Genomic DNA, 26,519 nt, shown 5'->3' with positions numbered 1-26,519 from the left:
GTTGGTTGCAGGTTTGCTTGCAACTTGCATCTTTTACTTCTCACTAACCACTTGTGCTTGTGCAAGCTGCTGCCGTACGTGCCAACGTGTGAGCAGTTTGCGGGCGGTAAATAAGCCCCACAGACCGGGTTTATTGAACAGGATGCGGGTTAGCAGCCCAGCCATGCCCGATTTGTGACGGTATTCAATATGTTCGTGAACTTCAGTTTTATTGGGGGAAATGGCCGTAAACTTGTGTGTATGTTGCCAATGCGCCAATGGCCCTTGGGCCTGCGTGTCGGTGAAGCCATTGGGTGAGACGTTGGAATGGACGGCCAGCCAGCGCAGCGGCAGCGGCCCAAACCAGAGCGTAAATTCCGCCTCGGAACTCTCGCCCAGTGGCTCAAACCGGTGAATTTGCACAAAGATGGGTGGCGGCGACAGTTTTTTCAGGATGCGGGTGTCGTGGTGGAAGTTGGAAACGGCCGTTACCGGCGCGTCTACGGTAAATTTATAATCGAATACAGGCATAACATTTTCCTTAGCAAGTATGCTCTACTCGGGAGAGCGTATCAATTTGCAATTGTCATGCTGAACCTGGTGAAGCATCCCAACCAAGTTGAACGGGGTTCTTCATTTCGCTGCGCTTCATTCAGAATGACAAATCTAGATAGCTTATGAAATAATCTTATGGTTTGTTAAAAAGATGATCTTTAAACTAAATCAAGCTGCCCACTGTGGCCTTCTTCGTAGGCGGACAAAATGCGTTTGGCAACCTTTTCTGGTGGAGCGGCATCCTTAGGCAGGCGCAGCGGCAATTTGTCCCAAAAGGGCGTGGCGACTGCGCCGGGGCGCACCAGGGTGATCTTTTTACCGCGCAGTTCTTTTTGCAGTGAAGCGACAAATGCCTCCAGACCAGCTTTGGCAGCCACATAGGCGGAGAATTTCGGTAACTTCAATCGCTCGCTAACTGCACCCAGATAGATGAGATGGGCATCTTTTGCCAGCAGGGGCAGGCTATGCTTGGTGGCCAGGAATGGGCCAGTGAGATTGGCGTCAATTTGGCGTTGCCAGCTTTCGGTGTTTAGCACGGCAACGGGCGTCGTCTCAATATCCCCCACGGCGTATGCCCAGAGATCAATTTGGTCTACTTCTAAGCTGGTGGCGTGAACGGCCGTTTGCACATCAAATTCGCGGCTCACGTCCGCAGCAAAGGCATAGTCCGTGAGGCCGTTGGTTTCTTCTGGCTGGCGGCAAATGCCAACCACCGCCCACCCGTTTTGCCGTAATTCTGTGGCGATGGCGTGGCCAATGCCGCCATTAACACCCCATATCATTGCAGTTTTGCTCATCTTGAATTACCTCCGATACAGCTGAAATTATACCAATTGCACAGATTTTGTCAATATATTTTCTATAAATATGGACAAGATGGAGTGATAGGGTGGACAAAAAGCAAATGCGCCCTGGGGATGCCAGGACGCATTTACGTCAGAAGGAGGAAAGCTCAAACAAAGTTCGAGGTTGTTTGATATTTTGTATTTTCCCGGAAACTGTTTGTCAAAACGTTAGGCTCCAGGCAGTTTCCGGGAAAATGGTTGGATTAGGGTAGCAAGACGCCATCAATCACGTGGATAATGCCGTTTGAAGCCTGGATATCCGTAATGATGACTTGTACAGTATCGTTTAAGAATACCTCGCCATCTTCAGTAACAGTGATGGTGACATCAGCACCGTTCAACGTCGTGGCGGATTCCAACGTCACAACAGTTTCGGCAGCAACTGCACCTTCAACAACGTGGTAAAGCAGGATGTCGGTGAGGTCGCCTGTCGGGTCTTCCAGCAAGCTCTCCACAGTGCCTTCTGGCAGCGCGGCAAAGGCGTCATCGGTTGGGGCAAAAACGGTGAAGTCACCTTCACCAGACAAAGTACCTACCAAGTCAGCGGCCGTCAGGGCAGCAACCAGCGTCGTGAAACGGCCGTCTTCTACAGCAATTTCAGCGATAGAGGGCAGATCGTCCATCATTTCTTCTTCAGCGGTCATACTGGGCGGCAGCAATACAGCATCAACTACATGAATAACGCCATTAGACGCTTCGATATCAGTAATGATGACTTGAACGGTGTCATTCAGGAAGACACTGCCATCTTTCACTACAATACTTACATCTTCACCTTGCAGCGTGGTGGCAGATTCCAGCGTCACGACGCTTTCAGCTTTTACTGCACCATCAACAACGTGGTACAGCAGAATATCAGTTAATCCACCTGCTGGGTCTTCCAATAGACTTTCAACGGTACCTTCTGGCAGGGCAGCAAAAGCATCATCAGTTGGGGCAAAGACGGTGAATGCGCCTTCATCGGAGAGTGTTCCAACCAGGCCGGCTGCGTCTAGAGCAGCAACCAGAGTGGTGAAACGGCCGTCTTCCACAGCAATCTCAGCGATGGAGGGCAGATCATCCATCATTTCTTCTTTGGCAGTCATGCTGGGTGGCAGCAAAACGGCATCAATGACATGAATCACGCCATTGGATGCTTCGATGTCGGTAATGATGACCTGCGTAGTCTCATTCAGGAAGACGTTCCCATCAGTAACGGTAATGCTCACATCTTCCCCGCCCAGGGTGGTCGCAGATTCCAGCGTTACGACGGTTTCAGCTTTCACTTTGCCATCAACCACGTGGTACTGCAAAACATCAGTCAACGCGCCTTCCGGGTCTTCCAATAGGCTCTCTACAGTGCCTTCTGGCAAGGCGGCAAAGGCATCATCAGTGGGGGCAAAGACGGTAAAGGCACCTTCGCCGGAGAGTGTTTCAGCCAGACCCGCTGCCTGTACGGCCGCAACCAATGTTGTAAAACGGCCGTCTGCTACGGCGATGTCTACGATGGAGCCCATTTCTTCTTCTTCATCCATCTCTTCTTCAGCAGCTTCTTCAACTGGGGCAGCCGTTGGTTCGGCCGTTGGCTCTGCTGATTCTTCTTCGCTTGCGCCGCAGGCCACAAGCACCAAACTAAGAATCAAAATAACGATAAGCGTTTTCAAATTTTTCATGATGTTCTTCTACTCCATTTCTGTAATAGGTTAGTTAGTAAAATGTTCTAGCTTTGCGCGCACAAAACTCTATTTGCCAATATTCTGGCGAGGGCAATTTTGTTCACCCTTTGCACAGAATTACGGCTAACCTATTGTTTTGTACCCGTTCTGCAATGGTTTTGTTAAGGTTTAGCTCATAAATGGGTAGAAGCTGGCACAAAAAAAACGGTCGTCTCTCCTGTAATTTCCCAAACTAGAGAAATGATGAGAGACGACCGTATTCGAAAATTTGCTTCAGAGCGCACAGAGATTTGCTCTTTTTCCTCTGTACTCTCTGTGGCAAAAACCTATACAGTTTTCAAATATTCACGAATGAGCAAAGCGGCCGTCGCCCCTTCGCCAGCTGCACTGGCCACCTGCTTGGTGCTTTCTGCCCGTACGTCCCCGGCCGCAAAAATGCCCGGCACACTTGTTTCCAAGGCCGAAGGTTCCCGGCCGCCAAATTGTGCCAGCGGCCCATCGTGTACCAGATCATGCCCGGTGACGATAAATCCCCACTCATCTAGCTGAACGCCGCTGTTAGCTAGAAACGCACTGTTTGGCACCAGCCCGATGAAGATGAAAGTGCCGTCAATTGGCAAAGGTTCTTCGTCACCCGTCTGGTTATTTACAAGCTGAAGCTGGTTCAGTTTTGAATCTTTGCCCTTAAATTCAGCCACTTCTGTATTCCAGCGAACCTCGATTTTGGAATTGCTCAACACGCTTTCCTGAATGATTTTGCTCGCCTTAAATTCTTCGCCGCGAACCAGAATTGTTACCTTGTCGGCAAACTTGGTCAGCAGCAAACTTTCTTCGGTGGCGCTATTGCCGCCTCCGATGACAGCCACCTGCTTGCCCTTGTAAAACGGCCCATCGCAGGTGGCGCAAAAGTGAACGCCCGCGCCCAGGTAATCAGATTCGCCCGGTACGTTTAGGCGGCGGTAACGGCTGCCGGTGGCGATGAGCAATGCCTGGCCGCTGTATTCGCTGCCGTCTGCGGTGGTGATGCAGTGGTAATTGTCGTGACTGTGAATACTGGTGACGTCCTGCGCTTGCAGCAGCTCCACGCCAAACTTTTCCGCCTGTTGGCGCAGTCGGTTGGAAAAGTCGATGCCCTGGATGCTTTCCGGGAAGCCGGGCATGTTGTCCAGCTTTTCGGTAGCGGCAGCTTGCCCACCTAACGCGGCTCGCTCAATGACAAGCGTGTCGATTCCTTCGCGAGCTGTGTAAAGTGCCGTGGTTAGCCCTGCTGGGCCACCCCCCACGACGATGAGATCGTAATGGTGACGGCTGGCAGTTGTTTTTAGCCCCAGCTTTTCGGCAAGGTCCGCATTGCTAGGCTCGGTGAGATGGCTACCATCTTCAAAAACAATGGTGGGGATGATGCGCTTGCCGTCGTTGGTTTGAATGACAAATTGCTCGGCCTCGGCGTCTTGCTCAATGTCGATCCAGCTGTATGGAATTTGGTGTTCCCCCAGAAATTGTTTGCTACGGCGGCAGTCAGGGCACCAGTATGCGCCGTAAACGGTGATGGTTGGTTCGGTCATAATTTCTCCTTTTTAATCCGCAGATTACACAGATTACGCAGATTTTTGGGGTGCTAATCATTTCATTACTGAATAGGACTTATGCACTAACCTTAATCAGACTACAAAAGTCTTCGGTCAATCAATGTTTCTTCCAGAAAGAACGAGACTTTTGTAGTCTTCACCGCGTAAGTTCTTTTGAATTGATTTTGGGTGTTTCGGGTGTTAGACGGTGTATCTACTGGAAAAATTACGAATCGAGCTGCGAGCTGCCTGGGTCAAAGAGAGATTTGAAGTGGTGGAAGCGATTTTGTTTGGAAAGAATGTCGGTGCTGTCGCTGAGTTGATCCAGGTTACCCAGGCCACGTGGCAAGGCCAGCACCTGTGGGTCCGTTATTTGTTGCTGGAGGGCGGCTGTAAACTGATCGCAATTGATGATGCGATACGGCCGTTCATAAAAGAAATCTACCTCTGTAGCCAACGGTTCTGTTAAATTGAGCTGATTGTGCCATTGGGCCATAAAGCCATACGCCTCATTGAGTGCTGCTTCTCGCTCTCGCCACGTGCTTGCCTGCCAAACCTGCTCAAAAATGAGGATAAGCTGGGAGGCACAGTCCAGGTTGGCAAAGGCGGAGCCAAACCATTTTGAGTATGGGGCATACTGTTTTTCCATTAGAAACGCCAGACGCATCAGATCGCGTATTTGTCGTGAGGCAATGATGCGAGAACCTAAATCATCACCCACATCGCCGGTACGCCCTACAAATACCTCTTCTTGTCCAAGGCGTGTCCATTGCCCAACCAGCAAATAAAGCCAAACATCATGTGGATACCAGTGGAGCTGTTGGCGCAATTGGGTTACCTGCCCCAATGTATCGTGGAAGAGACGGCCGTATCGCACGGTAGCCAGTATTTGCGATGGCAAACAAAGCCATTCGACTGGCGTTAACGGTCTAATTGCTTCTAATGCTAAATAATCCTGAGCAAAGCGAACGGCCGTTGTGAGTTTGATCATATGGTTAAGCGGACGCTCATTCGTAAACTGCAAATTTAACGTTCCATCCTCGTGGTAACCGTAATGCGTAGGATACCCCTGGAAGGTGAATGGCAGCTCGTGTTTTAGCATGTCACTGATAGCTGGGGCCAGTTCAGCAAACTCTGCTTCCGCCAAAAAGAGGGTGCCACGTGGCCCCCAATCATGGTCGCGGGATTGGGGCGTATCGAAGCCAAGTACGTCGGAGCCACCGCCCAGCCGCCCGGCGGCGTAGCGTAAATTGGGGAAGTGGTGAGTGAGCAACGGCCGTACCGCCTCTTGAAAAAACTGTTCACACAAATCTAGCCCTTTGATGAAGGGCAATGCCATGATTTTGCTCATCATTTACTCCTTGCTCCCAATTTCAATCTTGCTGAACCCTGCTATAATCCCACAAAGCCAGACATCATCCAACCTAAATTTTTAGACGGAGAATTTGATGAGTCAACAATATCCTGAGTATGTTTCACGGCGATTAGCCCAGGCGCGTGCTTTGCTACAAGCGGATGATTATAGCCAGATGGAGGCCGCAGCACTCTGTTTTGAGGTGCTGGCCGATTTTCCCGATCTGGATGAAGCGTCTGAACTGGTGCTGCAAGCGTTTAGCGATCCGTGGCTTATTCGGGATAACCGGAAGGCGATTGGGCGGCATGTGGATGAGTGGGATGACCGCCCCTGGCAGCAGCGGCGGCGGTTGGCACTCTCATTTCGCTACACCAGCCGGTGGGAAGGACAGCACCAGCAGTATGATGCGTCGCTAGATTTAGATGATGCGATGCCTGCCGACGTGCGCGACATGCTGGATGAAGGGCGTACGCAGCTTCTGCAAGATTATTTACTGGGCCAATCCCAGGGCAGCGAAATGGCTTGGCCGATCTTTTTGGAAGCGTTCAAGCGCACGGCCAAGCCGGAAGCCACTATGCTTTGGGTGGGGCATTTGTATGCAGACCAGGGTTATTTTGCCGAGGCGGTGGATGTGTTGGAGATGCTCCTGGCGCAGTTTCCCAACTCGCAAGACGGCCGTCGCCTGTGGGCAGAGATTCGCTGGTGGCGCAACTACCAAAATCGCATTCCCTGGATTCCACCACGCACCAGTTCACACGGCCGTCGCTATCGCCAAATGATGGCGCAAGTCGATCCAAAGTTTGCCGCCGCCCCAGACGAAGTTGATACGCCTTTTGAGCATATCCCTCCAAATCCAGAGAAGCTACCAGACGGTTTTGCTTTGCCCAGCCCCGTGCAGGCTGAACTAAAAGCCAGGGTGGATGCGGTGTTGGCTGCTTTGCCGGAGGATGAAGGTTGGGAAACGGCCGTAGATTGGAGCTACCTGGACAAGCTGGAAAGCGGCGATATCGACAGTAGCCAATTCCCCGAATGGGCGCAATATTTGCTGCTAGAAATCGACGATCCCCAGCAAGAACTATTCCTCAAGCAATATCTGCTTAGCTACCTCTCCAACCCGCCGCTCTTCGATGATGGTGACGAAAAGGAAGACCATTTTCCTGCTGAATAACTTGCTACAATACCCATTCATGCAATTTTGGCTTCAATACTTAAGGCTCAATTCCCTCTGTGTACTCTGTGGCCAAACCCAGTATAATTCCCGCCATGATAAAAGCTGTTATATTCGATTTTGACGGTCTCATCTTCGATTCTGAAACCCCTGATTTTATCTCCTGGCAAGAAACATATGCCGCCCACGGTGTAGAGCTGTCCCGTGAGGTATGGAATGCCCATATCGGCACCATCACCTTTAACCCATACCTGCATTTGGAGGAGTTACTCGGACGGCCGCTCGACCGTGACGCCGTCTGGGCCAAGCGCAAAGCACGAGACAACGAATTGCTCGCTGCCCAAACCATCATGCCCGGTGTTGAAGACTATTTGGCCGAGGTAAAAAAGCTGGGCCTAAAATATGCCATTGCTTCCAGCTCCAAGCATAGCTGGATTGATAAGCATTTGCAGCGACTGGGCTTGTTTGACCAGTTTGAGCATATTTTTTGCTCCGATGACGTGGGCAACATAGGCAAACCAGACCCAGCGGTTTATCAAGCGGCTATCGCGGCTTTGGGCATCGCGCCGGAAACGGGCTTGGCATTAGAGGATTCACCCAACGGCGTGACGGCGGCAAAAAGAGCAGGATTGTGGTGCACGGCCGTTCCCAACCAAATGACCCGTGACCTGAACTTTGATCATGCAGATTATCGCCTAAATGCACTGACCGACATGCCGCTCAGCCAGCTCATCACCGAGGTAATGAATGGAACCAACTAAGCCACCTATCCCCCAGCCGGGATTGACCAATGCCCAAAAGATTGTGGAATTTCACGCTGCTGTTGGCGCACCAGTGCCAGAGACGCCGCGCGTGCCGCCGCTGGAAATCATGAAGCTGCGCCAAAAGCTGCTCCAGGAAGAGTTTGCTGAAGCTACAGAAGCCTTGGAAAAGTTAACGGCCGTTCTCGAAACCAACAATCCGCCACAGCCCACCGACGTAACCGACTGGGTGCATGAACTGGCTGATTTGCTTTATGTAACCTACGGTGCGATTTTGGCCTGTGGCGTTGATCCTGACCCCATTTTTGCCGAGGTGCATCGCGCTAACCTGAGCAAAGCGGGCGGCCCTCGCCGCGAAGATGGCAAAATTCTCAAGCCACCCGGCTGGTTGCCCGCTGACGTGCGCGGAGTGATTGAAAGACTGGCAAATCAAGAGAACAACCATTAGCAATGTGTTGTTGAACTTGTCATGCTGAATGGAGTGAAGCATCCCTGCCAAGTTGAAGGGGATTCTTCATTTCGCTCCGCTTATTCAGAATGACATGACCGAGTTGTTTATGAAACTGAGTGAACGCGCCTTAAAAGACCAACTTTACGATATTGCCGACAATGAGTTTGCTTTGCCAGACCAAGCCAAAGCGATCTCTCGCGCTCTGGAGATGCTACCCCATCTTGGCAGCCCAGACGCGGAACTGCGGGATGATTTGATTTATAGCACGCTGGCCACCTGGATTTTGGCTGATCAGTTTGAAGATGACGACCTCAAAACGTTGCTAAAGCAACTTCTTACAGAAGAACATCTTTTTTACAAGCTGGGTGAAACTGGCACAGATTCTGTGTTTATGCGGAGCTTTTCGGTGCTGTTGCTGCCGCTGATTTTGAGCAGGCACCGGGAACGGCCGTTCCTGATGCCGTACGAGCTGCGGGAGCTGAAGGTAAAGCTGCTGGATTACCTGGAGCGCGAACAGGATTTGCGCGGCTTTGTGCTAGACGAAGATGAAGCAGGTGAGCCGAAAGGGTGGGCCCACGCCGTCGCCCACACTGCCGACGCATTAGATGATTTGGTGCAATGCAAAGATATGGGGAGCGAGGAGCTTTTGGAAATTTTAGAAGCGATTCGCCGGAAAGCAGCTGAGCCAACCGTCGTTTTTGTTTATGCTGAAGATGAGCGGCTGGTAACGCCCGTCATCGCAGCATTGGGGCGCAAGGTGCTAAAGCCTGCCGAGGTGCAAAGCTGGTTAGACGGTTTTGTGCCGCTGGCTCAGCAAAAAGAGCCTTTCCCCAACTGTTACCGCCAAGCACAAAACGTGAAGGGCTTCTTACGCAGCCTCTACTTCCGCGCCCGCAAGCCTGAAACGGCCGACCAAATTGGCGAAAACAGTGCCAATGTCTTGGCTGACTTGGTCAACAAAACGTTACAAACCATCGCGCTTTTTTAACCGTTGTCATGCTGAGCCCGTTCGGCTTCGCTCAGGGCAGGCTCCGAAGCATCCCGACCAAGTTGAATGGGATTCTTCATTTCGCTCCACTCCATTCAGAATGACAAATTTGCAGTTCATGGCTCACGCACCCTGCCGTCCCGGAAACGATTCTCTGGGCTTGAGCAAAGGCGGCTTCAAAAGCGGCCGTTTCCCCCGACTTCACATTCAAAATTGCAACTTCTAAAATCATGCAATTCTCCAAAATGTTAAAAGCGGAACGCAGCGTAACGTAGAGAACAAGAAGAAAAATTCTGTGTAAATCCACGCAATCCGCGGCTAAAAAAGCTCTGCATGTGCGGCGAGGAACCAGGGGTGAGCATAGCGCAGGCTGCCTCGTCGCTGCCAGAGGTAATCGAGATATACCCGACACGCATCGTCAATGTTGTGGGCAACGGCCGTTTCCAGTTCAGCTAAATATGGCGGATTGCCCGGCTGGTCCCACTTGATCTTGTCCGCAATGAAAACAATTTTGTCTAGTAGGCTCGCCCCCGACTTGAGCGTGGTGTGGCAGCCGATGGCATTGAGAACGGCCGTATCCACCACACTAAAAACCTCCCGCGCCACTACGGCACTCAGCTTCTGGTGCAAAATCATGGGGAAATCAGCCTCGCCGGGCAGGACGGGAACGCCGAACGCCTCACACATTTCTACACGCATCCCGTTGGGGATGACGCCGCTAATGTCGTGCAGCCATCCTGCCGTTTCGGCTCCCGCTGCATCTGCGCCAAATTGAACCGCAAGTCGGCGTGCTTCTGCCGCCACGCGGCTCACGTGTCCGGCTATTTTGGGGAATTTATGATGAGTAAGAACGGCCGTTACGTCCCGCCCAAGCTCGCCCGTCATTTCAATCTCTTCAAAATAAGATTGCAATTGTGGATTCATCGGGCAAGCTTACCACAAATCGTATGTGGAACTGTTAGAATATTTTGCCAGACTAGCTTCAATTGAATTGACCAGATTTGTGGAGAAAAACATGATCCCAATGAAAAAATATGTAGCTTGGCTCTTCATTTTATTTCTATTGAGCGGCTGTGGCATTTTTGAGAGTGATGATGCGGGAAACGGCCGTGCCAACGACGGTGCTGCCACTGAATCCAATGAGGATGTGGCCGAGGATGAACTGGAATACGATGGCGAGCCGCCAGCCGAGGGCAAAGGCAATGTCTTTGGAGAAATCCGCTGGAATGGAGACGGTGCCGCCGATTTAGAAGTGTTGCTCTGCGCAGACTTTTCTTCCTTCAGCGGCTGTGGCGGTGAAGAGTTTCTGACCACAACTGACGAAGATGGGCAATATCTGTTTGAAGAGGTAGACCCAGGTGTGTATGCGCTCTCTGTGCGCGTGTTTAATAGTGACGATTGGCTTTATATTTCCAGCGGCATTCTCAGTTCCGCCGAGTTTGAAGTAGAAGCGGGAAAAACGTTAACCATTGGCATTCAGAACATCTTTAAGCTAGATGTGAAACTGCAAGACCCTCCTAACGGTAGCAAAGTTGCGGGCGAAGAAGTACTGCTTGATTGGCAAGATTATCCCAATGCTGAATATTACAAAGTGACCATGTATCCAAATGAAGGGGATGCTGTTCTGATCGATAAGCGTTCCAATGAATCTTCGCTGCGGGCTGATTTGCTGCCGGTAAGCTGTGGCTACCGCTGGAGCGTAGAGGTGTTCAACAGTGATCGAGTCAAAATTGCGGAAACGGCCGAAGATTTCGACTTTGTGGTAGATAGCCTGGATGGCTCTTGCCAACTGGCAATTCAAGAACCATCTGACGGAGCAGAAATTCGTGGGGACGACATTGTGCTGGATTGGGACGATAGCCCGTTGGCAACTACCTACAAAATCTTGATGTGGAATGATGACGATCCCGAGCGGACAAACGTGCTTGATTTTGAGGAAGTGAATGAATCCAGCTATCGCTTCAAAGAGCCACTAGCCCCAGCCCGCTATGTCTGGTCAGTAACCGCCTACGATGAGAACGGCGACAAAATAGGCGGCACGGAGATTTTTGATTTTACGGTACGGCCGTAGCTCCTTTACTCTTTCTCTTCATACGGACGTTTCCACAGCAAAAACAACGTGAGCAAAAACACCAGGCCGATCATGATGAGCTGCACCGTGGCAGACGTTGTGTCGATGCTCGCCACGATTCCCCCGCCGGATTTGGCTGCTTGACTCCCTTTGTTGAAAACGGCCGTGTCACTATCACCAATCACCGTCGGATTTTCTGGCACAGTTGTGCCATCCAGTGCCAGCAGGTAATCCACTATCGCCTCAATCTGCTCCTCGGAAAGCCGCTGCCCGTAATCTTTGGGCATGATATTGGGCAAACAAGGCCCGTTGGGGCAAACTGGCGCCAGCGCGTAATTCGGCTCCACGATGGATTGGCGCAAATAATCCTCGGCAGACATGCTCGGAATGCGCCCCGTAGCTTTGTAGCCAATTAAAGAAAGGTCTGGCCCCACCTTATGCCCCTCGCCAATGGGGCCGATGGCGTGGCAAGCACCACAGCCAGCATTGAGCATAACCTCTTCCACGGTGCTGCCTTGCACCGGGCGCGGCGTGGGGGTTGGGGCGGGCGTAGGCGTTGGCTCAGTAGATTCTGGCGTAGCTGTCGCTGCCATCTCTGCCAGCTCTTCCGCCGTGGGCTGGGGTAGTTCGTCGGTAATTTGGGCGCGCAAAATTGCTTCGCATTGGTTGATGCCCGGTTCCGGGTCGGGCATACACCACAGCGGCTCCGTTTTGCGCGTTTTTAGCAGCGGTACGTACCAAAGCACAATCTCTTCGCCAAAAATTGGCTCACTGTTCAACCATTGGCGCGGCGGCTGGAAAGTGTCGCCGGGGCCAGGGGCCAGCGGCTGTTCGCCTTCTAGCTCGTTTTCTTGCAGCACAAAAAAGTACGCTTCATCCAAACCCAGCGGGTCGGCGGGCAGCATCGTCCAGCGGTAAAGCAGTTCGCCGCTGCCGGTGGCCAGCTTATACCCATCTGGCCCTAAATTATCGATGAAAGGGTAAAGCTCTGTTTCGGTCTCCAGTTCTGCCCATTCGCTTTCATCCCATAGCCAAACCTCTGCTTCATCTGATTCCTCTAAATCGAGATCAATGCGCCAAAACGGCCGATAAATTGATAAATCATCACAGCCGGGGCCGTAAGAGACGAAGCGTGGCTCAAAGCTGCCGTCAGCAAAAAAGCGAATGATTTGCTCATACCGGTAGCAGCAAATGCAGTTGGGCCAGCGACTAAATTCGGTAAACAGTTGGCGCACCTCAAAGCCATCATCCAGTTCGTTGATGATGGTGTCGCCGAAAGGCGGCACGGAGGCAGAAAAGCCAATCTCATCCCGGTAGCCACCGGGCCAGCTTGGGTACCACGCCTCAATTTGGGTAATTTTGACGGTGGAGAAGATGAGGGTGTCGTTGTAAGTGGCGTCGCGGAAGAGAACGCCGTCGTGGGCGGTCATCTCCCAGCAGACGTTCCAGTCATCCTGTTCGTGGCAACCATCTGTGAACGCCGCTCGCTGTGAGCGAGGGGCTGCGACATCTAGCTCTGGCCTGGCGCGAGTGTAAAAGGTGCGGGCGACGGCTTGCTGGCTCATGTTGACAAAGACGTGGTAAATACGGCCGTCTCCATTGGGACTATGAAAGGTTAAATCCACACACCAATCGTCGCGGCAACTGTCGTCAGCCAGCCAGGCAGACATGGGAATCATAGCTGGGTCGCCTGCGCCGATGTCGCCCAAAACGGCCGTTACTGCCGGGTCATCTGCCGCAATTTGGATGGCATCCTCGGCCACAAAGCGGCTGCCGCCGGGGCGGCTCAACGCATCCTGCCATTCCGCCAATACGGCATCATCTGTGAGGCGCAGAATTTGGTTAACGGTACGGTCGTTGGCGCGGTCGAAATAAGTAAGGTGGGCGCAGTTGTTGGCGGCACACCCTTGCGCTTGCCAAGGGCGGGCTTCAGCCGGGGTGAGGGGCAGTGCATCCACAAAAATGAGGTCAGAAACGGCCGTGTTCAAATTGTTCAGCGTAGCGGTATCTAACCCAACTGGCTGCCCGTCGGCGGTTTGGTAAAGTTGCTGCCCTTTGGCAATGGCCAAATTGATGGCCGCCTGCTGCTGCCACAGTGTCCTGATGAGATTGCCAGCCAAGACGATCAGCAAAATAAAACAAAAACGCAGAACGATGCGATGCAACTTTGGGTTCACCGGAACACTCCCAGTTTGTGTGTATAGATGTGAGAGGATTATAGCGAAATACGGCCGTTTGGCAGGGCAAGCGGGCACATTCTCATTTTGGAACAAAAAAACGCCCCGCCAGTCTAGCGGGGCGTTTCAAAAATTGAAATCAGTTGAGATTACAGTTTCGGGCCAGCGTTGATGATCGCTTCGCTGCTGCCTTCTTTGTAAGCCTCAAAGTTTTTGATGAACAAGTTTGCCAATTTCTCTGCCTGCTTGTCGTAAGCGGCCGCATCAGCCCAGGTGTTCTTGGGAATGAGGAGCTCATCTGGTACGTCGGGGCAGGTGGTTGGTACAGCCAGGCCGAAAATCGGGTCTGTTACAAATTCAACATCATCCAAATCGCCATTGTGAATCGCGTCGATAATCGCACGAGTGTAAGGCAGATTGATGCGGGAGCCTACGCCAAACGGGCCACCGGTCCAGCCAGTGTTCACCAACCAGGCAGATGCGCCGTGCTCGGCCATCTTTTCGGCCAACAGTTCTGCATATTTGCTGGGATGCCACACCATGAAGGCTGCGCCGAAGCAGGCGGAGAACGTTGCCTGTGGTTCGGTCACGCCCATTTCGGTACCGGCCACTTTGGCGGTGTAGCCACTGATGAAGTGATACATCGTTTGCTCAGGGGTGAGTTTACTAACTGGCGGCAATACGCCAAATGCATCGGCCGTTAGCAGGATGATATTTTTGGGATGTCCACCAACGCACGGAATCTTAGCATTGGGGATATATTCGATGGGATAAGAAGCCCGCGTATTTTGCGTGTAGGTCGTGTCCGAATAATCCACAGCGTGAGTGTAATCATCGTAAACCACGTTTTCCAAAACGGTGCCGAATTTGATAGCTGCGTAAATTTCTGGTTCTTTTTCAGCCGAGAGGTCGATTGCTTTAGCGTAGCAACCCCCTTCGATGTTGAATACGCCGTCATCTGTCCAGCAATGTTCGTCATCACCAATTAGCTTGCGGCGTGCATCGGCGGAAAGGGTGGTTTTGCCCGTGCCAGAGAGACCGAAGAAGATAGAAACATCGCCGTTATCCCCTTCATTGGCGGAGCAGTGCATGGAGAGAACGCCTTTCTTGGGCATGATGTAGTTCATCACGGTGAAGATGCCTTTCTTCATTTCACCGGCGTATTCGGTTCCTAAAATCACAACTTCTTGCTGTTCAAAGGAGAGATCAACACTGGTTTTTGAGGTCATGCCGGTGGTGTACCGGTTGGCGGGAAATTGGCCACCGTTAAAAACAACATAGTCGGGGTCGCCAAAGTTGGCGAGTTGTTCTTGGGTGGGGCGAATGAGCATGTTGTACATGAAAAGGGCATGATACGGCCGTGTGCAGATAATGCGTACCTTAATCCGTTCATTCTCATCCCAGCCGCCAAAGCCGTCAACGACGTAGAGCTTGTCAAGCACGTTAAGATAATCAATTGCCCGTTCGCGATTTACTTCAAAGGTGTGTTTGTCAATAGCAATATTGACGTCTCCCCACCAAATGTCATCTTGTGAATCTGGATGTTCCACAATGCGCTTGTCTAGTGGACTACGACCCGTCTTTTCGCCAGAACGTACCATGATAGCACCAGAATCTGCAACTGCGGCTTCAGCTTCGTTCAATATCGCCTCTTTGTAAAGGGCGGCGGGGACTGCATTGCGCACGATGTTGGTTACTTCAATACCATATTGCTTAAGGTTAATATTGTTCGTCAAGAGGAACCTCCATTTCTTGTAAAAGGTTTGTAGGTAAAATCGGATTGTCTGCCCCTGCGCGAAGGACCAACAAATGATTGTAAAAGAAAAAGACGTGCTGGTTACAACAATAAATAACTTCTAGGAACAGATTATCATTGTTGTGGGAAAAGGGGTTTCTGGCTCGGCTCAAGGTTGCAAGGGATTATTGTTGCCAGATTTACCGTTGCCATTATAACAAAAATTTATGGCATATGATTGTCAAAAGTAATGCGTATCATAAACAAACCTCATAGATGGAAGATAATTTTGCGTTTTTTGGTTTCTGGTTAAACTAGGTTTATGAGCAAAATTAGTTTATTGACGGGAAAACGTATTTTATTGGGCGTGACTGGATCGATTGCTGGCTACAAAGCGGTTGATTTGGCCTCGAAGCTGACGCAGGCGGGTGCTGAGGTGGACGTGATTTTGACGGAGGGAGCACAGCAATTTGTAACACCGCTGACCTTTCGCTCGGTCACGGGACGGCCGTCTTTTACCGATATGTGGAGCCTGGACGACCATGTGCAGCACGTAGGGCTGGGCGAGAACGCCGATCTTTTTGTGATAGCCCCGGCAACTGCCCACACCATGGCAAAATTGGCAGCGGGCCTGGCAGATAACCTGCTGACGGTAACGGCCATGGCGGCGCGCTGCCCGATTTTAATTGCCCCGGCGATGGATGGGGGGATGTATGAACATCCCGCCACGCAGGCAAATGTGACGATGCTGCGTGAGCGCGGCGTGCAGTTTGCTGGCCCAGCCTCAGGGCGTATGGCCTCTGGGCTAGCGGGGTTGGGGCGCATGGTGGAACCAGCGGAACTGCTCAGCTTCATTCGGCAAGCGGTGGCACAAGGTGGCCCGCTGTCTGGGCGCAAGGTGGTGGTTTCTACTGGCCCCACGCGGGAACCGCTAGACCCGGTGCGCTTCATTAGCAATCGCTCCACGGGCAAACAGGGATTGGCAGTAGCCCAAGCTGCGCTAGATGCCGGGGCGGACGTGACGGTGGTGTACGGCCCTATTGTTGAGCCGATTCCTTTTGGGGCAACGGCCGTTCCTGTGCAAACAACTGAGCAAATGGGGGATGCCGTGCTGGAAGCGTCTAAAGATGCAGATGTCCTTTTCATGGTGGCGGCGGTAGCGGATTTTCGCCCCAACACAAAGTCAGACCAGAAAATCAAGAAGACGGATGAGCAGTGGGGGCGGGCTATCGGTTTGGAAGTGACGCTAGACATTTTGACGGCGGTGAAAGCAGAGCGGGACAAAAGTGGCTATCCACGCATTGTGCTGGGGTTTGCGGCCGAAACACAAAATGCGTTTGAATACGGCCGTGACAAATTATTGCGCAAGGGGCTTAACTTTATCGCCGTCAACGATGTAACCGACCAGGGAGCAGGTTTTGAGGTGGATACAAACAAGGTGCTGCTGCTCAGCTCTGCTGGCGTAGTGGAAGAGATGCCGATGCAAAGCAAAACGGCCGTTGCCGAGCGTCTGGTGCATCATGTAGCCCGGAGTTTAAATGGTAATCAGTAAACGGTGAGCGGTAATTCGTTTCTTTACGGATTACGGATAACCGATAACGGAAAAAATGGATCGAAAACAGTTAAGGGAAGATATCCTCACCGTTTTTAACCTGGAAGAAATTCAGGCATTGTGTCGGCGGTTAGGAGTGGATTATGACCAGCTTCGTGGCAAGACGCAGCGGGACAAGGCTGGTTTACTCATTGGCAAGTTGGAGCGAAACGGCCGTCTGCCAGAGTTGGTGCAAGAAGTGGTGCGGGAGCGGCCGCATCTGGAAGAAGCGTACAGTGCCTACATTGCCATCGAAACGGCCGCACCGGAAGACCCGCTGAGTTGGCTAGACAGGCTAGCGCAAGGGGAAGGCCCCGCCATTGAAGAACCACCTACCATGCGCTGGCAAACCGAAATTAACGAGGAAGAAGAGAATGAGTAAGATTTTTGTGATTTTAGGCTCACTGTTCATGATGCTGGCGGTTGGGGCTGGCGCCTTTGGCGCACACGGACTCAGTAGCTATTTTGAGAAGTTTCCGAATCTGGCTGGGAATTATGAAACGGCCGTGCGCTACCATGTTTACCACGCCCTTGGCCTTTTTGCCGCTGCCTGGCTTGCCGATAAGTACCCAGTTAGCTTGACGACCTGGGCTGGTTATCTATTTGTAATTGGCATTGTTGTTTTTTCTGGCAGTCTTTATCTGCTTGTCTTTACGCGGCAGAGCTGGCTGGGTGCAATTACGCCCATTGGCGGCGTCGCCTTCATCGCCGGCTGGGGATGCTTGCTGCTCGCTGCCTGGCGTTCATAAACTTAAGTGATACGAGCCTACTTCCAAAAAATCTGCAAACTTGACCACTTGCACACTCGCAAACTCAAAAAAGGAACAAACATGAATCCTTACGGTGTCCCTGGCTTCTCTGTACAAGAAGTGGCTCAGAAGCGTGAAAACGGCGACACGTTCATTCTGCTGGATGTGCGCGAGCCAAACGAACTGCTTTACGCAAATTTAGGCAGCGGGGTACTCACCACGCCCTTGAGTAAATTGGCTCGACAAGGTCCCGAGGCTCTGCCAGAATCAGTGCTGGCTGACAAAGAAGCCGAAATTGTGGTGATGTGCCATCATGGCAATCGCAGCGCACAGGTAACAGCCTGGCTGCGGCAGCAAGGCTGGACAAATGTGTTCAACATGGATGGCGGAATTGAGGCTTACGCCATTGCTGTCGATCCCTCGGTTGGTCGGTACTAAGTAAGCGGGCAACAATAACTTTCTGGATAAAGTGGCTGCTTACTTGAAGCTGTCCACACCATTCCGCTAAATTTTTGTGGACGGCCACTAATCTACCTGTCATCTGTATCTTCAATCACAAAATCTATACTGAACTATGGTAAGATTAGCCCAACTATTTCCCGCAGGTTATTCCCCACAGTGGCCTGCCCAAGTCAATGGTTTGGTATAGATACCTATGTCTGACTCTCTAAAAATTTATGAGGTTGGCCCCCGCGACGGTTTGCAAAATGAAGCCCAGCTTATTGACAGTGAGCAAAAAAAAGCGTTGGTGGCTGGCTTGGTGGCGGCGGGCTTGCACCATATCGAGCTGACCAGCTTTGTACATCCCAAAGCCGTACCGCAAATGGCAGATGCGGATGCGTTGATGGCATACGGCCGTACCACCTGGCCCCAAAATGATTTCATCGGCTTGGTGTTCAACCAGCGTGGCTACGACCGTGCCTTGGCAGCAGGTTGTCGTTCGATGGCTTTTGGCGTTTCGGTCACCGAAACGTTTAGCGAGAAAAATACGCGCATGTCATCGCAGCGAGCTTACGAAATTACGCGCGATTTGATGGCGCAGGCACAGCGGGATGGCATATGGACGCGTATTTATGTGATGACGGCCTGGGTTTGCCCGTTTGAAGGCATAACGCCGCCGCACCGTACCATCGCCTTGGCAGAAAAGCTGTGGCAGCTTGAGCCGGATGAGCTGGCGATTGCCGACACCATCGGCCACGCCAACCCGCTGGATGTGGGGCACCTTATGGAGAATTTGGGGCGACGATTGGACATGCAAAAATTGGCGGTTCACCTGCACGATACGCAAGCAATAGGATTGGCCAATGCTACCACGGCGTTGCAAGCTGGCGTGCGCATTTTTGACAGCAGCGTAGGGGGCTTGGGAGGCTGTCCGTTTGCTCCTGGCGCGGCTGGCAATTTGGCAACGGAAGATTTGGTCTTTTTGGCATACAAACTAGGATTGGGAACTGGCGTGGATTTTGCGCGCCTTTGGGATGTTGTGTATCAAATTGAGGGGTACGTGGGACGGCCGATTGGTGGTCGGATTCGGCAATGGTGGGAAAGCCAATGTGCCCAGGAGCCATCGCTGACGTTTGGGTAGTACAGTCCGGCAAAAATCTAGTGGATAGCTTTCTTTCTCCTCAGGTGCTGCTCTCGGCCTATTGCCAAGGCGTTTTTCCAATGGCGTATGAAGACGGCCGTATCTTCTGGTACGATCCCGATCCCAGAGCTATCATTCCTCTAGATCATTTCCATGTTTCACGCTCTCTCCGCCGCACTATTCACAAGCAGCAGTTTGAAATTCGTATAGACAGTGCCTTTACGGCCGTCATCGAGGCGTGTGCTGCCCCGGCACCGGATCGGGAAGACACCTGGATTAGCGAAGAGATCATGCAAGCGTACATTCGGCTGCACCGGCTAGGCTTTGCCCACAGCGTGGAGGCGTGGCAGGGGAATGCCTTGGTCGGTGGCCTGTATGGCGTGGCCATTGGTGGCTTTTTTGCTGGAGAGAGTATGTTTAGCAAGGTGCGAGACAGTAGCAAAGTGGCCCTGGCTTTTTTGGTAGCCCATCTTAATGAACGTCAATATAGTTTGCTCGACATCCAATTTATGACAGAGCATTTGCGTACATTTGGCGCAGTTGAGATTCCTGCCACTATGTACAAACTTAAGTTAGGCCGAGCCTTGCTGCTGCCAACAACCTTTCGCTAAAGATAAAACCTATTGAGGCGCATTGAAAACACAGGAGAAGAAGATGACCCGAAATTTAGACCCAGATGATGTGCGGTTGTTCAGCGGCCGTTCTAACGTGCCACTGGCTCAAAAGATTGGCGAACATTTGCAAATCCCCCTCGAAGAAACTAAGTTTTCCAGGTTTAGCAATGACAACTTGTTTGTGCAGCTCGGGGCCAGCGTGCGTGGGCGCATTGTGTACATTGTGCAATCTTTAACGCCGCCCGTGAGTGACCATCTGGTAGAGCTGCTGATGATGTTAGACATTGCCAAAAGTGCCGCTGCCAGAGAGATTCACGCCATTATTCCCTACTTTTCTTACGCGCGTTCAGACAAAAAAGATGCGCCGCGCATTTCTATTACGGCGCGGCTAATTGCGGACCTGCTGCACTCTTCTGGGGCTACGCACGTGATGACGATGACGCTGCATTCGCCACAGGTGCACGGCTTTTTCAGCATTCCGGCCGATCCGCTGACGGCTCGGATGACGCTGGAGCAATTTATCCGGCAACGGCCGTTAGACCCAAGTCGCGATGTGGTGGTAGCCCCAGACATGGGCCGCGCCAAGCCTGCGGCGCGGTTTGCCGCCGGGTTGGGTCTGCCCATCGCCTCCGCCGACAAAACGCGCATCTCAGACACTGAGGTGAAAATTGGCGGCTTGATTCGGCGGCAGGTAGAAGGGTTCAAGCACGCCTACGTGTATGATGATGAGATTGCTACGGCTGGCTCTGTTGTTGAATTGAGTGAGGTGCTGGTGGAAAGTGGAGTTGAAAAAATATCGCTCATTTGTACCCACGGGCTGTTTTTGGGGCCAGCGTTGGACCGCATAAAATCTATTCCTCAAATTCAGGAGATTATTACCACAGACACGGTGGAACGGCCGTCTGACCGCCGACCGCCCAATCTTAAAGTTATCTCCGTCGGCAACGTCTTTGCCGAAGCCATTCGCCAAAACTACCTGCGCCGCTCCATTGGCGAGCTATTTGAGGGAATGGAAACATGAAATTTAGTGGCTGGTGGTTAGAGGCTTGTTTGGTCATCTGCTTCAAACCACCAGCAACCAGCAACTAACCACTATAAAAATGGAGAAAAATGATGAGTGAAGAACATGAAGATGATTTTGTGATGGCGTTTCAGGATTCCTGCGACAAACCGGCTTTGCTGCTGATCCACGGCTTTCCACTGAGCAGCAGCATGTGGACGCCACAGCTTGATGATTTGGGCGATTATGCCAGGATCATCGCGCCAGACTTGCGTGGCTTTGGCAACTCAGACAGTGTACCAGGACCATACACCATTACCCAGTTGGCGGATGATTGTGCTGATCTACTAGGGTATCTCAATGTGGCCACGCCGTTTGTGGTTTGCGGCCTCTCGATGGGTGGGTACATTGCGCTGGAATTTTACCGCCGTTATCCAGAGCACGTGGCCGGGCTGATTTTGGCTGCTACGCGAGCTGGTGCTGATTCCCCAGAAGGCAAGGCAGGGCGAGACAAAGCGGCAGAGTTAGCCAAAAATGAGGGGGCAACGGCCGTTTCTGGCGGTATGTTGCCCAAAATGATGGCCGCTAAAACGTATGAAAATGACCCGGAATTGGTGGAATTTGTGCAGGAAATCATAAGCACTGCTTCGCTAAATGGGGTGGTGGGGGCCCTAGCCGCCATGCGTGACCGCATAGATTCCACACCCACGCTAGGTGATATTGACGTGCCAGTTCTAATCATTCACGGTGCAGACGATACGCTCATCCCGCCCACCGAAGCAGAAGCGATGCATAAAGCTATCCCCGATTCCGAACTGGTGCTCATCCCCGAAGCAGGCCATTTGCCCAATCTGGAGCAGCCAGACGTCTTCAACGACGCCGTGATTGATTTCCTCGAAGAACTGTTTGGTGAAGAAGAGTGATCTTCACAGATCTGTGCTGAGTATGTGACAGTCACTTCCAAATGTGACTGTCACATCGATGTATTTTAGCTTATGAGAACCCAGGAGAGGCATAAACATCTATTTCTAGCTGCTGCTGCCATCCTTCCGGCACTCATTTTGCTCTTCTGGCAATCCATTGTGAATCCCCCTGCCGATACCGGTGGCACGCTGCAATTCTCCGTCCCCTCAGGTGCTTATGCCTATCCCTTGCTGCTCCAAATAAGTATTGACCAGGGGCAAGGTGAAATCCGCTACACCCTTGATGGCAGCGAGCCCATAACAGCCGGACTGCGTTATCAAGCTCCCATTCCGCTGGTTGATGATGGGGTCTATGTTGTTCGGGCGCGTCGCCTGCTCACCAATGGCGAACTTGGCCCCGAACAGTTCGCTACTTATATTATCGGCCTGGAAACATCACTCCCCCTTTTATCCATCATTATCGAGCCAGAAGTGATGTGGGGTAGTGAACAAGGTATCTGGGCCAATCCCTTTAATCGTGGTCGCGCTTGGGAGCGTGAAGCCCATCTGATGTTTTTTGAGGGTGGCATGAGCGACAATCCACCAGGATTGGCCTTCACCACAGCGGCGGGGCTCCGTATTCATGGCTCAGCCTCACGCGGCTACCCCAAGAAATCTTTGCGTATCTATTTTCGGAATGATTATGGGAACGGCCGTCTTGATTACCCCCTTTATGGCGAAAACGGCCGTTGGGATCGTCTTGTGCTTCATGCCGGTGGGCAAGATTACGCAGCCCCCGAATATGGTGCCAATTGGACTTTGCTGCGAGCGGCTTTGCTCTATGATTTAGCGGCCGATACCCATGCCCTGTCTGCTCAAACTCGTCCTGTTCTCCTTTTTATCAACGGCCAACTACAAGGTGTCTACCAGCTGCGCACCGAAATAACTGAACGCTACCTGGAAGATTATTACGGTTTTCAGGGGGCGCAACTGTTCACCATTTCGGGCGACCTGGGCTCGCTGGGTCTAAACGACGAGCCCCTAGTCGATACCAACTCAACCACAAACAGTGCCGCCATAAGTGCGCGTGATGAATGGCTTACTGTTCTAAACGATGTGCAAACAAATGACCTGGCGGACCTCGCTGTCCAGGCTCAACTGGCTGAACGGATTGACTTTGCTAATTTTTGGGATTACGTTATTTTGCAAATGTATAGTGGCAATACCGACTGGCTGCGCAACAATGTCAAACAGTTTCGTCCCACCGGTGACGATGAGCGTTGGCGTTGGCTGTTATGGGACGTTGATTATGCCTTTGGTTTGAAACCGTGGAGCGATGTATCTATCGACATGGTAAATTGGCTCTATACCAATGAGCAGCCTGGTTTTGAACAAGGTGCCTCACTGCTCCGCTTGCTTCTGGAGCAAGAAAGCTATCGGAACACCTATTTAGTGAGGCTGGCCGATCTCTTAAATACGACCCTGGCTCCCGATAATGTTGCTAGCCGTTTGGATGCGATGGCAGCCGAGATGCAGCCCGACATGCACTTTGAAACCGACCTGTGGAGCAGTCCAGGCAGGTGGGAAGGCAGCGTTGCTGAGATGCGTAGCTACGTTCTTGAACGACCCGATTTTGTTCGCCAACATCATATTGAGGGCTTCAATTTGGGTGGTTTAGCTACCATCACATTGATAGCCCCCTCTACTAACGGCCGTCTCACGCTAAATAATTCAATTACCACCAGCCAAAGTTGGCAGGGTCAATACTTCATGGACACAACCATTACAATAACAGCCACACCCCCTGACGGCTATCTGTTTGTCGGCTGGGCCGATCCAACCTTGCCCCCAGAGGCGCAGCTCTCATGGTTGGTCACGGGCGACCAAACATTCCAGCCCATCTTTGAACGTCGCTGAGCAACAGAAAATTAGGTGCAGCTACGGCTCGATCTCAAACGTTTGCAATAGCAGCCCGCGATTTGGCGGTTGCTCGCCAGCTTCAGTGGTCACCAAAAGACGCTCACCAGTTGCGGGTAAGTAAACCCCGGTTTGTAAAAAGTAAGTGCCCGGCGGTAGATCAGGGGGAAGGTCTAGGTGATGTTCGTGAGGGATCGTACTCCCTGGATGCCAACCCTGAGTTGGGTAACGGCCGTTAAAGGGCACGCTGTCAGAACCTGCCACCCAATTGCCCGCTTCATCAACTAGATGGACAAAAACCGTGTAGTTTTGCGTTGGTGTCTGTTCAGTTTGCCAGAAAAGCGTAACCAGCAGCTGCTCCCCAGGGGAAACGCGCCCTTCCAGATTGGCCGAATAAAGACGTATGCCATCGTCAAAAGCAGCGTTTAGCACCGTTCCCGATGGTTCGCCTGACCACGGAATAGCGACATAGCCCAACACAATTCGGTCCAGAGGATTCGTATCGCCATCCCGGTAGAGTGCCAGCGGTTCGCTGCCAATCGTCTCGCGCAGGATAAGTGTCACAGGGTAAGCGCCTACGGGAATCTCAGGCACCACAGTCAGCGAACGTTCCAGCGACAATGATTGTCCTGCTTGCCACCAATCAGCAGAGATATTATCTGGCGCAATGACATCCACCTGAGCGTAAGGTGTTCCTTCCGCAGGGTGGGTAATGTTGATAACGGTATTGAAAGGAGCGACTGATCCAGTGGCCTCCATGATCAGGGAGACTGTCAGCGTACCCCCAGGTTCCATAATCAGGGGATCATAGCGGTAGCCCGTGACGGCAAGATTGAGCGGTGTCGTGACGGCTATAGGCTGGATGGGTATCCTATCATCGAGCGGGCCACTTTTTTGCCAAAGGGTTAACGGCCGTTCCTCATTGGTTGTTTCATAAACTGCGTCATACCAGCTCTTGAACCAGTTGCTGTTGGAAAGCTGCTGCCAGGCCAACGTGGGTTCGCTCACAATCCATTCAGGCTGTGCCGCTGCCAAAACCATACCATAGCCGCCCACTGTCTCTTCCTCTGCCCAAGTCACGGACTGGCTGTTTAATAGCCAACCCAAATGGTTGGAGCCAGCAATTGTCTGTGGGTCAATCTTCTGTGCGGTAAACCAGGTAGCGATCTCGGCTTCGGCTTGATGCTGCTGCCAGGGGCGCAATCGATAGCGCATAAACAAAGACATTGTGAAGGCGGCGACCAACAGGCTGCCCACTGCTGCCGTCAAAATCTTGTCTGCTGGGACGGCAATCGTCAGGATGGTCTGGCGTTGCTGCCACTCAATTGCTTCCTGTAAGCCCAGTAAAACCAACCAAATTGCAGCGACGGCTAAAACAGCTTGGCCCAATAAAGGATCAGTAAGTAATGCCAACGCTGCCCAGGCCAGCCATAGCCATAGAGGTGTGTGTGCTGTGGGCTGCTTAAAAATCGTGATCAATCCCCAAAGCAGCAACGGTACAGCCACCCAATAAAGTTGACTCTCGTAAAAAATACGGCCGTTCACGGCGACCCAATCACCCCACGTCGGCCAAGCCAATTCTGACGACCGGAAGAGTACAATGGTTACTGAACTGGCGGCTGCTAAAAGCCAAACCCATCGTTTTGGGTGACGTCTAACGACCCAGCCCAACGCTAATACAACCAGCGACCAGTCCGGCCAAATGAGAAACATAAACAGAAACGATAGTAAATTGTGCCAAAGCGGACGCGAACGCTCAGAAACCACCCTGAAGGCCAGAGCTAAGAGCCAGCCAAGCGGCAACCCTAAGCTGCTAAACTGAATCGGATTCAGGACCAAAAGTAAGGCACCTAACGTGGCTAGCCAGGGATACTCTAAACTTGTAAGTACCTGCCTAAACTGTAGGCTGGCAGCAGTCCAGCCGGCTGCCCCCAACAGGGCGGCTAGCCAGGCATTATTGACGAGGGCTAAAACCAAGGCCCATAGGGGTGAAAGAGGGGGGGATGTGACTAAATTAGTAAGAGAAACGCTCTGCATGTTTTGCACTTGTGTCGCGTAGCCGAGTAAACCATAAGCAGCATCGGTCAACAGTGGCCGCCACATGAAAGCTAAGAGCAGAGACAAAACAAGAATCAGGGCGGGGAGGAAGCGCTCAAGCGACTTAAGCATATGCCTCTTAAGATAAAAAGGCACGAAGGCCATTGACATATTTGGAATGACGTACCCGCTTAAAGGGGAGATAAGTGACAGCTTCTTCAAGGCGTTCGGCAGCGGCCGCTGGCGCTTTTATCTCTACAACCATCTGGTTTGTGGCAGGCAACGCATATCTTAGGTTCGGCGAACGGGACAAGCGTTGATCGTACGCCTTTAACTTATAATCCAGCGTAACACGGATTACCCCATCAGCCGAAATAAAGTATTCACGAAAATATTTGGTAAGCAATGTCGGTTGCGTTGCTTCCCGGAGGGGAATATGCCAGGCTTGCGGGGTTAGACGCCGAAGGTGCCTTTGGAGCTTATCCCAGGTCTGCGTCAGTTCAATAGGCTCCGTGAGCCGGACAACGGATTTGTACCCTAGCATGTTATTTTTATGCTTGAGTTCTAGGCGGGCCAGAGTACGGCCGTTCGCTACACCATACCAGCGCAAACGCAGCTTATTACGCCAGGCATTGCCAATTAAATTGGCCTGATAGCTCTGAAGGTCAGAGGTATCAAAATAGATGGAGTTAACCTGTCGTGGTGGGTAATGTTGACGAAAACATTCAGGATGGCTGCGTAACAATACGCATAAAGAGGGCAAAGCCACAACAGGAGCCACCAGTTTCAGTTCATAACGCAAGGGATCCATACGTCAATT

The 26,519-nt window shown here is 52.0% G+C and carries 25 protein-coding genes; 14 read left to right on the top strand and 11 right to left on the bottom strand.

Features of this window, described 5'->3' with window-relative positions:
* Positions 1-33: 33 nt before the first annotated feature.
* From ACOQPU_RS08105 to ACOQPU_RS08085, 5 genes are all read right to left on the bottom strand, one after another.
* A complete protein-coding gene (locus tag ACOQPU_RS08105) occupies positions 34-510 on the bottom strand; it encodes an SRPBCC family protein (protein ID WP_420644621.1) in 477 nt (158 codons plus the stop codon).
* A 182-nt stretch (positions 511-692) separates the two neighbouring features.
* Positions 693-1,331: an SDR family NAD(P)-dependent oxidoreductase gene (locus tag ACOQPU_RS08100; RefSeq protein WP_420644620.1), complete on the bottom strand. Its 639-nt coding sequence runs from the start codon at positions 1,329-1,331 to the stop codon at positions 693-695.
* A 251-nt stretch (positions 1,332-1,582) separates the two neighbouring features.
* Positions 1,583-3,031, bottom strand: coding sequence for a fasciclin domain-containing protein (locus tag ACOQPU_RS08095; protein ID WP_420644619.1), 1,449 nt, complete (start codon positions 3,029-3,031; stop codon positions 1,583-1,585).
* A 329-nt stretch (positions 3,032-3,360) separates the two neighbouring features.
* Complete coding sequence (locus tag ACOQPU_RS08090; RefSeq protein ID WP_420644618.1) at positions 3,361-4,599, bottom strand: FAD-dependent oxidoreductase; 1,239 nt, start codon at positions 4,597-4,599, stop codon at positions 3,361-3,363.
* Positions 4,600-4,828: 229 nt separating this feature from the next.
* Positions 4,829-5,956 (bottom strand): DUF4037 domain-containing protein, encoded by a 1,128-nt coding sequence (locus ACOQPU_RS08085; RefSeq protein WP_420644617.1) that lies wholly within the window; start codon positions 5,954-5,956, stop codon positions 4,829-4,831.
* 94 nt (positions 5,957-6,050) lie between these two features.
* Between ACOQPU_RS08085 and ACOQPU_RS08080 the strand changes: the two genes are divergently transcribed.
* The 4 genes from ACOQPU_RS08080 to ACOQPU_RS08065 all read left to right on the top strand — a co-directional run bounded on the left by ACOQPU_RS08080 (position 6,051) and on the right by ACOQPU_RS08065 (position 9,324).
* Positions 6,051-7,124 carry a hypothetical protein gene (locus ACOQPU_RS08080; RefSeq protein WP_420644616.1) on the top strand — a complete coding sequence of 358 codons (1,074 nt, stop codon included), beginning with the start codon at positions 6,051-6,053 and terminating at the stop codon, positions 7,122-7,124.
* Positions 7,125-7,219: 95 nt separating this feature from the next.
* Positions 7,220-7,885 carry an HAD family hydrolase gene (locus ACOQPU_RS08075; RefSeq protein WP_420644615.1) on the top strand — a complete coding sequence of 222 codons (666 nt, stop codon included), beginning with the start codon at positions 7,220-7,222 and terminating at the stop codon, positions 7,883-7,885.
* Positions 7,872-8,333, top strand: a complete 462-nt coding sequence (locus ACOQPU_RS08070; RefSeq protein WP_420644614.1) for a hypothetical protein — start codon at positions 7,872-7,874, stop codon at positions 8,331-8,333. Before ACOQPU_RS08075 ends, ACOQPU_RS08070 begins: the two co-directional genes overlap by 14 nt.
* A 94-nt stretch (positions 8,334-8,427) precedes the next feature.
* Positions 8,428-9,324, top strand: coding sequence for a DUF2785 domain-containing protein (locus ACOQPU_RS08065; protein WP_420644613.1), 897 nt, complete (start codon positions 8,428-8,430; stop codon positions 9,322-9,324).
* A 76-nt stretch (positions 9,325-9,400) separates the two neighbouring features.
* Here the strand turns inward: ACOQPU_RS08065 and ACOQPU_RS08060 are convergent, their stop codons facing one another.
* Both ACOQPU_RS08060 and yqeK read right to left on the bottom strand, forming a co-directional pair.
* Positions 9,401-9,556 (bottom strand): antibiotic biosynthesis monooxygenase, encoded by a 156-nt coding sequence (locus ACOQPU_RS08060; RefSeq protein ID WP_420644612.1) that lies wholly within the window; start codon positions 9,554-9,556, stop codon positions 9,401-9,403.
* An 86-nt stretch (positions 9,557-9,642) separates the two neighbouring features.
* Positions 9,643-10,248, bottom strand: coding sequence for a bis(5'-nucleosyl)-tetraphosphatase (symmetrical) YqeK (gene yqeK / locus ACOQPU_RS08055; RefSeq protein ID WP_420644611.1), 606 nt, complete (start codon positions 10,246-10,248; stop codon positions 9,643-9,645).
* A gap of 91 nt (positions 10,249-10,339) precedes the next feature.
* Between yqeK and ACOQPU_RS08050 the strand changes: the two genes are divergently transcribed.
* Complete coding sequence (locus ACOQPU_RS08050) at positions 10,340-11,395, top strand: carboxypeptidase-like regulatory domain-containing protein (RefSeq protein ID WP_420644610.1); 1,056 nt, start codon at positions 10,340-10,342, stop codon at positions 11,393-11,395.
* 5 nt (positions 11,396-11,400) lie between these two features.
* On the opposite strand, the gene ACOQPU_RS08045 is transcribed toward ACOQPU_RS08050, so the two are convergent.
* Together ACOQPU_RS08045 and pckA are read right to left on the bottom strand one after the other, a co-directional pair.
* Complete coding sequence (locus ACOQPU_RS08045) at positions 11,401-13,572, bottom strand: c-type cytochrome (RefSeq protein WP_420644609.1); 2,172 nt, start codon at positions 13,570-13,572, stop codon at positions 11,401-11,403.
* A gap of 149 nt (positions 13,573-13,721) precedes the next feature.
* Positions 13,722-15,308 (bottom strand): phosphoenolpyruvate carboxykinase (ATP), encoded by a 1,587-nt coding sequence (pckA, locus tag ACOQPU_RS08040; RefSeq protein WP_420644608.1) that lies wholly within the window; start codon positions 15,306-15,308, stop codon positions 13,722-13,724.
* A gap of 321 nt (positions 15,309-15,629) precedes the next feature.
* Between pckA and coaBC the strand changes: the two genes are divergently transcribed.
* From coaBC to ACOQPU_RS07995, 9 genes are all read left to right on the top strand, one after another.
* Complete coding sequence (gene coaBC, locus ACOQPU_RS08035; RefSeq protein ID WP_420644607.1) at positions 15,630-16,859, top strand: bifunctional phosphopantothenoylcysteine decarboxylase/phosphopantothenate--cysteine ligase CoaBC; 1,230 nt, start codon at positions 15,630-15,632, stop codon at positions 16,857-16,859.
* A 55-nt stretch (positions 16,860-16,914) separates the two neighbouring features.
* Positions 16,915-17,280 (top strand): hypothetical protein, encoded by a 366-nt coding sequence (locus ACOQPU_RS08030; RefSeq protein ID WP_420644606.1) that lies wholly within the window; start codon positions 16,915-16,917, stop codon positions 17,278-17,280.
* The gene (locus tag ACOQPU_RS08025) at positions 17,273-17,647 is read left to right on the top strand and encodes a DUF423 domain-containing protein (protein ID WP_420644605.1); all 375 of its coding nucleotides are present in this window, start codon (positions 17,273-17,275) and stop codon (positions 17,645-17,647) included. The genes ACOQPU_RS08030 and ACOQPU_RS08025 overlap by 8 nt, the downstream gene beginning before the upstream one ends.
* Positions 17,648-17,728: 81 nt before the next feature.
* Positions 17,729-18,085, top strand: coding sequence for a rhodanese-like domain-containing protein (locus ACOQPU_RS08020; protein ID WP_420644604.1), 357 nt, complete (start codon positions 17,729-17,731; stop codon positions 18,083-18,085).
* Between the two features lie 217 nt (positions 18,086-18,302).
* On the top strand, positions 18,303-19,229 hold the full coding sequence (locus tag ACOQPU_RS08015) for a hydroxymethylglutaryl-CoA lyase (protein WP_420644603.1): 927 nt from the start codon (positions 18,303-18,305) through the stop codon (positions 19,227-19,229).
* Positions 19,196-19,840, top strand: a complete 645-nt coding sequence (aat, locus tag ACOQPU_RS08010) for a leucyl/phenylalanyl-tRNA--protein transferase (RefSeq protein ID WP_420644602.1) — start codon at positions 19,196-19,198, stop codon at positions 19,838-19,840. Before ACOQPU_RS08015 ends, aat begins: the two co-directional genes overlap by 34 nt.
* A gap of 43 nt (positions 19,841-19,883) precedes the next feature.
* On the top strand, positions 19,884-20,864 hold the full coding sequence (locus ACOQPU_RS08005) for a ribose-phosphate diphosphokinase (protein ID WP_420644601.1): 981 nt from the start codon (positions 19,884-19,886) through the stop codon (positions 20,862-20,864).
* 89 nt (positions 20,865-20,953) lie between these two features.
* A complete protein-coding gene (locus tag ACOQPU_RS08000; RefSeq protein WP_420644600.1) occupies positions 20,954-21,766 on the top strand; it encodes an alpha/beta fold hydrolase in 813 nt (270 codons plus the stop codon).
* 72 nt (positions 21,767-21,838) lie between these two features.
* On the top strand, positions 21,839-23,662 hold the full coding sequence (locus ACOQPU_RS07995; RefSeq protein ID WP_420644599.1) for a CotH kinase family protein: 1,824 nt from the start codon (positions 21,839-21,841) through the stop codon (positions 23,660-23,662).
* A 21-nt stretch (positions 23,663-23,683) separates the two neighbouring features.
* On the opposite strand, the gene ACOQPU_RS07990 is transcribed toward ACOQPU_RS07995, so the two are convergent.
* Both ACOQPU_RS07990 and ACOQPU_RS07985 read right to left on the bottom strand, forming a co-directional pair.
* Complete coding sequence (locus tag ACOQPU_RS07990) at positions 23,684-25,831, bottom strand: hypothetical protein (RefSeq protein WP_420644598.1); 2,148 nt, start codon at positions 25,829-25,831, stop codon at positions 23,684-23,686.
* A gap of 7 nt (positions 25,832-25,838) precedes the next feature.
* A complete protein-coding gene (locus ACOQPU_RS07985) occupies positions 25,839-26,510 on the bottom strand; it encodes a VTC domain-containing protein (RefSeq protein ID WP_420644597.1) in 672 nt (223 codons plus the stop codon).
* Between the last annotated feature and the right edge of the window lie 9 nt (positions 26,511-26,519).

Source organism: Candidatus Leptofilum sp. (genome assembly GCF_965223285.1).
Lineage (GTDB): Bacteria > Chloroflexota > Anaerolineae > Promineifilales > Promineifilaceae > Leptofilum.
Note: the sequence above shows the minus strand (reverse complement) of the source record. Positions and strands in the feature narration are given on the sequence as shown.

Excerpts from the sequence above, each read along its gene's own strand:
- ACOQPU_RS07995 (WP_420644599.1), top strand. The coding sequence starts at position 21,839 with ATGAGAACCCAGGAGAGGCATAAACATCTATTTCTAGCTGCTGCTGCC.
- ACOQPU_RS08060 (WP_420644612.1), bottom strand. The coding sequence starts at position 9,556 with ATGATTTTAGAAGTTGCAATTTTGAATGTGAAGTCGGGGGAAACGGCC.
- ACOQPU_RS08020 (WP_420644604.1), top strand. The coding sequence starts at position 17,729 with ATGAATCCTTACGGTGTCCCTGGCTTCTCTGTACAAGAAGTGGCTCAG.
- ACOQPU_RS08080 (WP_420644616.1), top strand. The coding sequence starts at position 6,051 with ATGAGTCAACAATATCCTGAGTATGTTTCACGGCGATTAGCCCAGGCG.
- ACOQPU_RS08050 (WP_420644610.1), top strand. The coding sequence starts at position 10,340 with ATGATCCCAATGAAAAAATATGTAGCTTGGCTCTTCATTTTATTTCTA.
- ACOQPU_RS08090 (WP_420644618.1), bottom strand. The coding sequence starts at position 4,599 with ATGACCGAACCAACCATCACCGTTTACGGCGCATACTGGTGCCCTGAC.
- ACOQPU_RS08025 (WP_420644605.1), top strand. The coding sequence starts at position 17,273 with ATGAGTAAGATTTTTGTGATTTTAGGCTCACTGTTCATGATGCTGGCG.
- ACOQPU_RS08005 (WP_420644601.1), top strand. The coding sequence starts at position 19,884 with ATGACCCGAAATTTAGACCCAGATGATGTGCGGTTGTTCAGCGGCCGT.
- ACOQPU_RS08070 (WP_420644614.1), top strand. The coding sequence starts at position 7,872 with ATGGAACCAACTAAGCCACCTATCCCCCAGCCGGGATTGACCAATGCC.
- ACOQPU_RS08085 (WP_420644617.1), bottom strand. The coding sequence starts at position 5,956 with ATGATGAGCAAAATCATGGCATTGCCCTTCATCAAAGGGCTAGATTTG.
- ACOQPU_RS08015 (WP_420644603.1), top strand. The coding sequence starts at position 18,303 with ATGTCTGACTCTCTAAAAATTTATGAGGTTGGCCCCCGCGACGGTTTG.
- aat (WP_420644602.1), top strand. The coding sequence starts at position 19,196 with ATGTGCCCAGGAGCCATCGCTGACGTTTGGGTAGTACAGTCCGGCAAA.
- ACOQPU_RS08000 (WP_420644600.1), top strand. The coding sequence starts at position 20,954 with ATGATGAGTGAAGAACATGAAGATGATTTTGTGATGGCGTTTCAGGAT.
- yqeK (WP_420644611.1), bottom strand. The coding sequence starts at position 10,248 with ATGAATCCACAATTGCAATCTTATTTTGAAGAGATTGAAATGACGGGC.
- coaBC (WP_420644607.1), top strand. The coding sequence starts at position 15,630 with ATGAGCAAAATTAGTTTATTGACGGGAAAACGTATTTTATTGGGCGTG.
- ACOQPU_RS08100 (WP_420644620.1), bottom strand. The coding sequence starts at position 1,331 with ATGAGCAAAACTGCAATGATATGGGGTGTTAATGGCGGCATTGGCCAC.
- ACOQPU_RS08075 (WP_420644615.1), top strand. The coding sequence starts at position 7,220 with ATGATAAAAGCTGTTATATTCGATTTTGACGGTCTCATCTTCGATTCT.
- ACOQPU_RS07985 (WP_420644597.1), bottom strand. The coding sequence starts at position 26,510 with ATGGATCCCTTGCGTTATGAACTGAAACTGGTGGCTCCTGTTGTGGCT.
- ACOQPU_RS08095 (WP_420644619.1), bottom strand. The coding sequence starts at position 3,031 with ATGAAAAATTTGAAAACGCTTATCGTTATTTTGATTCTTAGTTTGGTG.
- ACOQPU_RS07990 (WP_420644598.1), bottom strand. The coding sequence starts at position 25,831 with ATGCTTAAGTCGCTTGAGCGCTTCCTCCCCGCCCTGATTCTTGTTTTG.
- ACOQPU_RS08030 (WP_420644606.1), top strand. The coding sequence starts at position 16,915 with ATGGATCGAAAACAGTTAAGGGAAGATATCCTCACCGTTTTTAACCTG.
- ACOQPU_RS08105 (WP_420644621.1), bottom strand. The coding sequence starts at position 510 with ATGCCTGTATTCGATTATAAATTTACCGTAGACGCGCCGGTAACGGCC.
- ACOQPU_RS08065 (WP_420644613.1), top strand. The coding sequence starts at position 8,428 with ATGACCGAGTTGTTTATGAAACTGAGTGAACGCGCCTTAAAAGACCAA.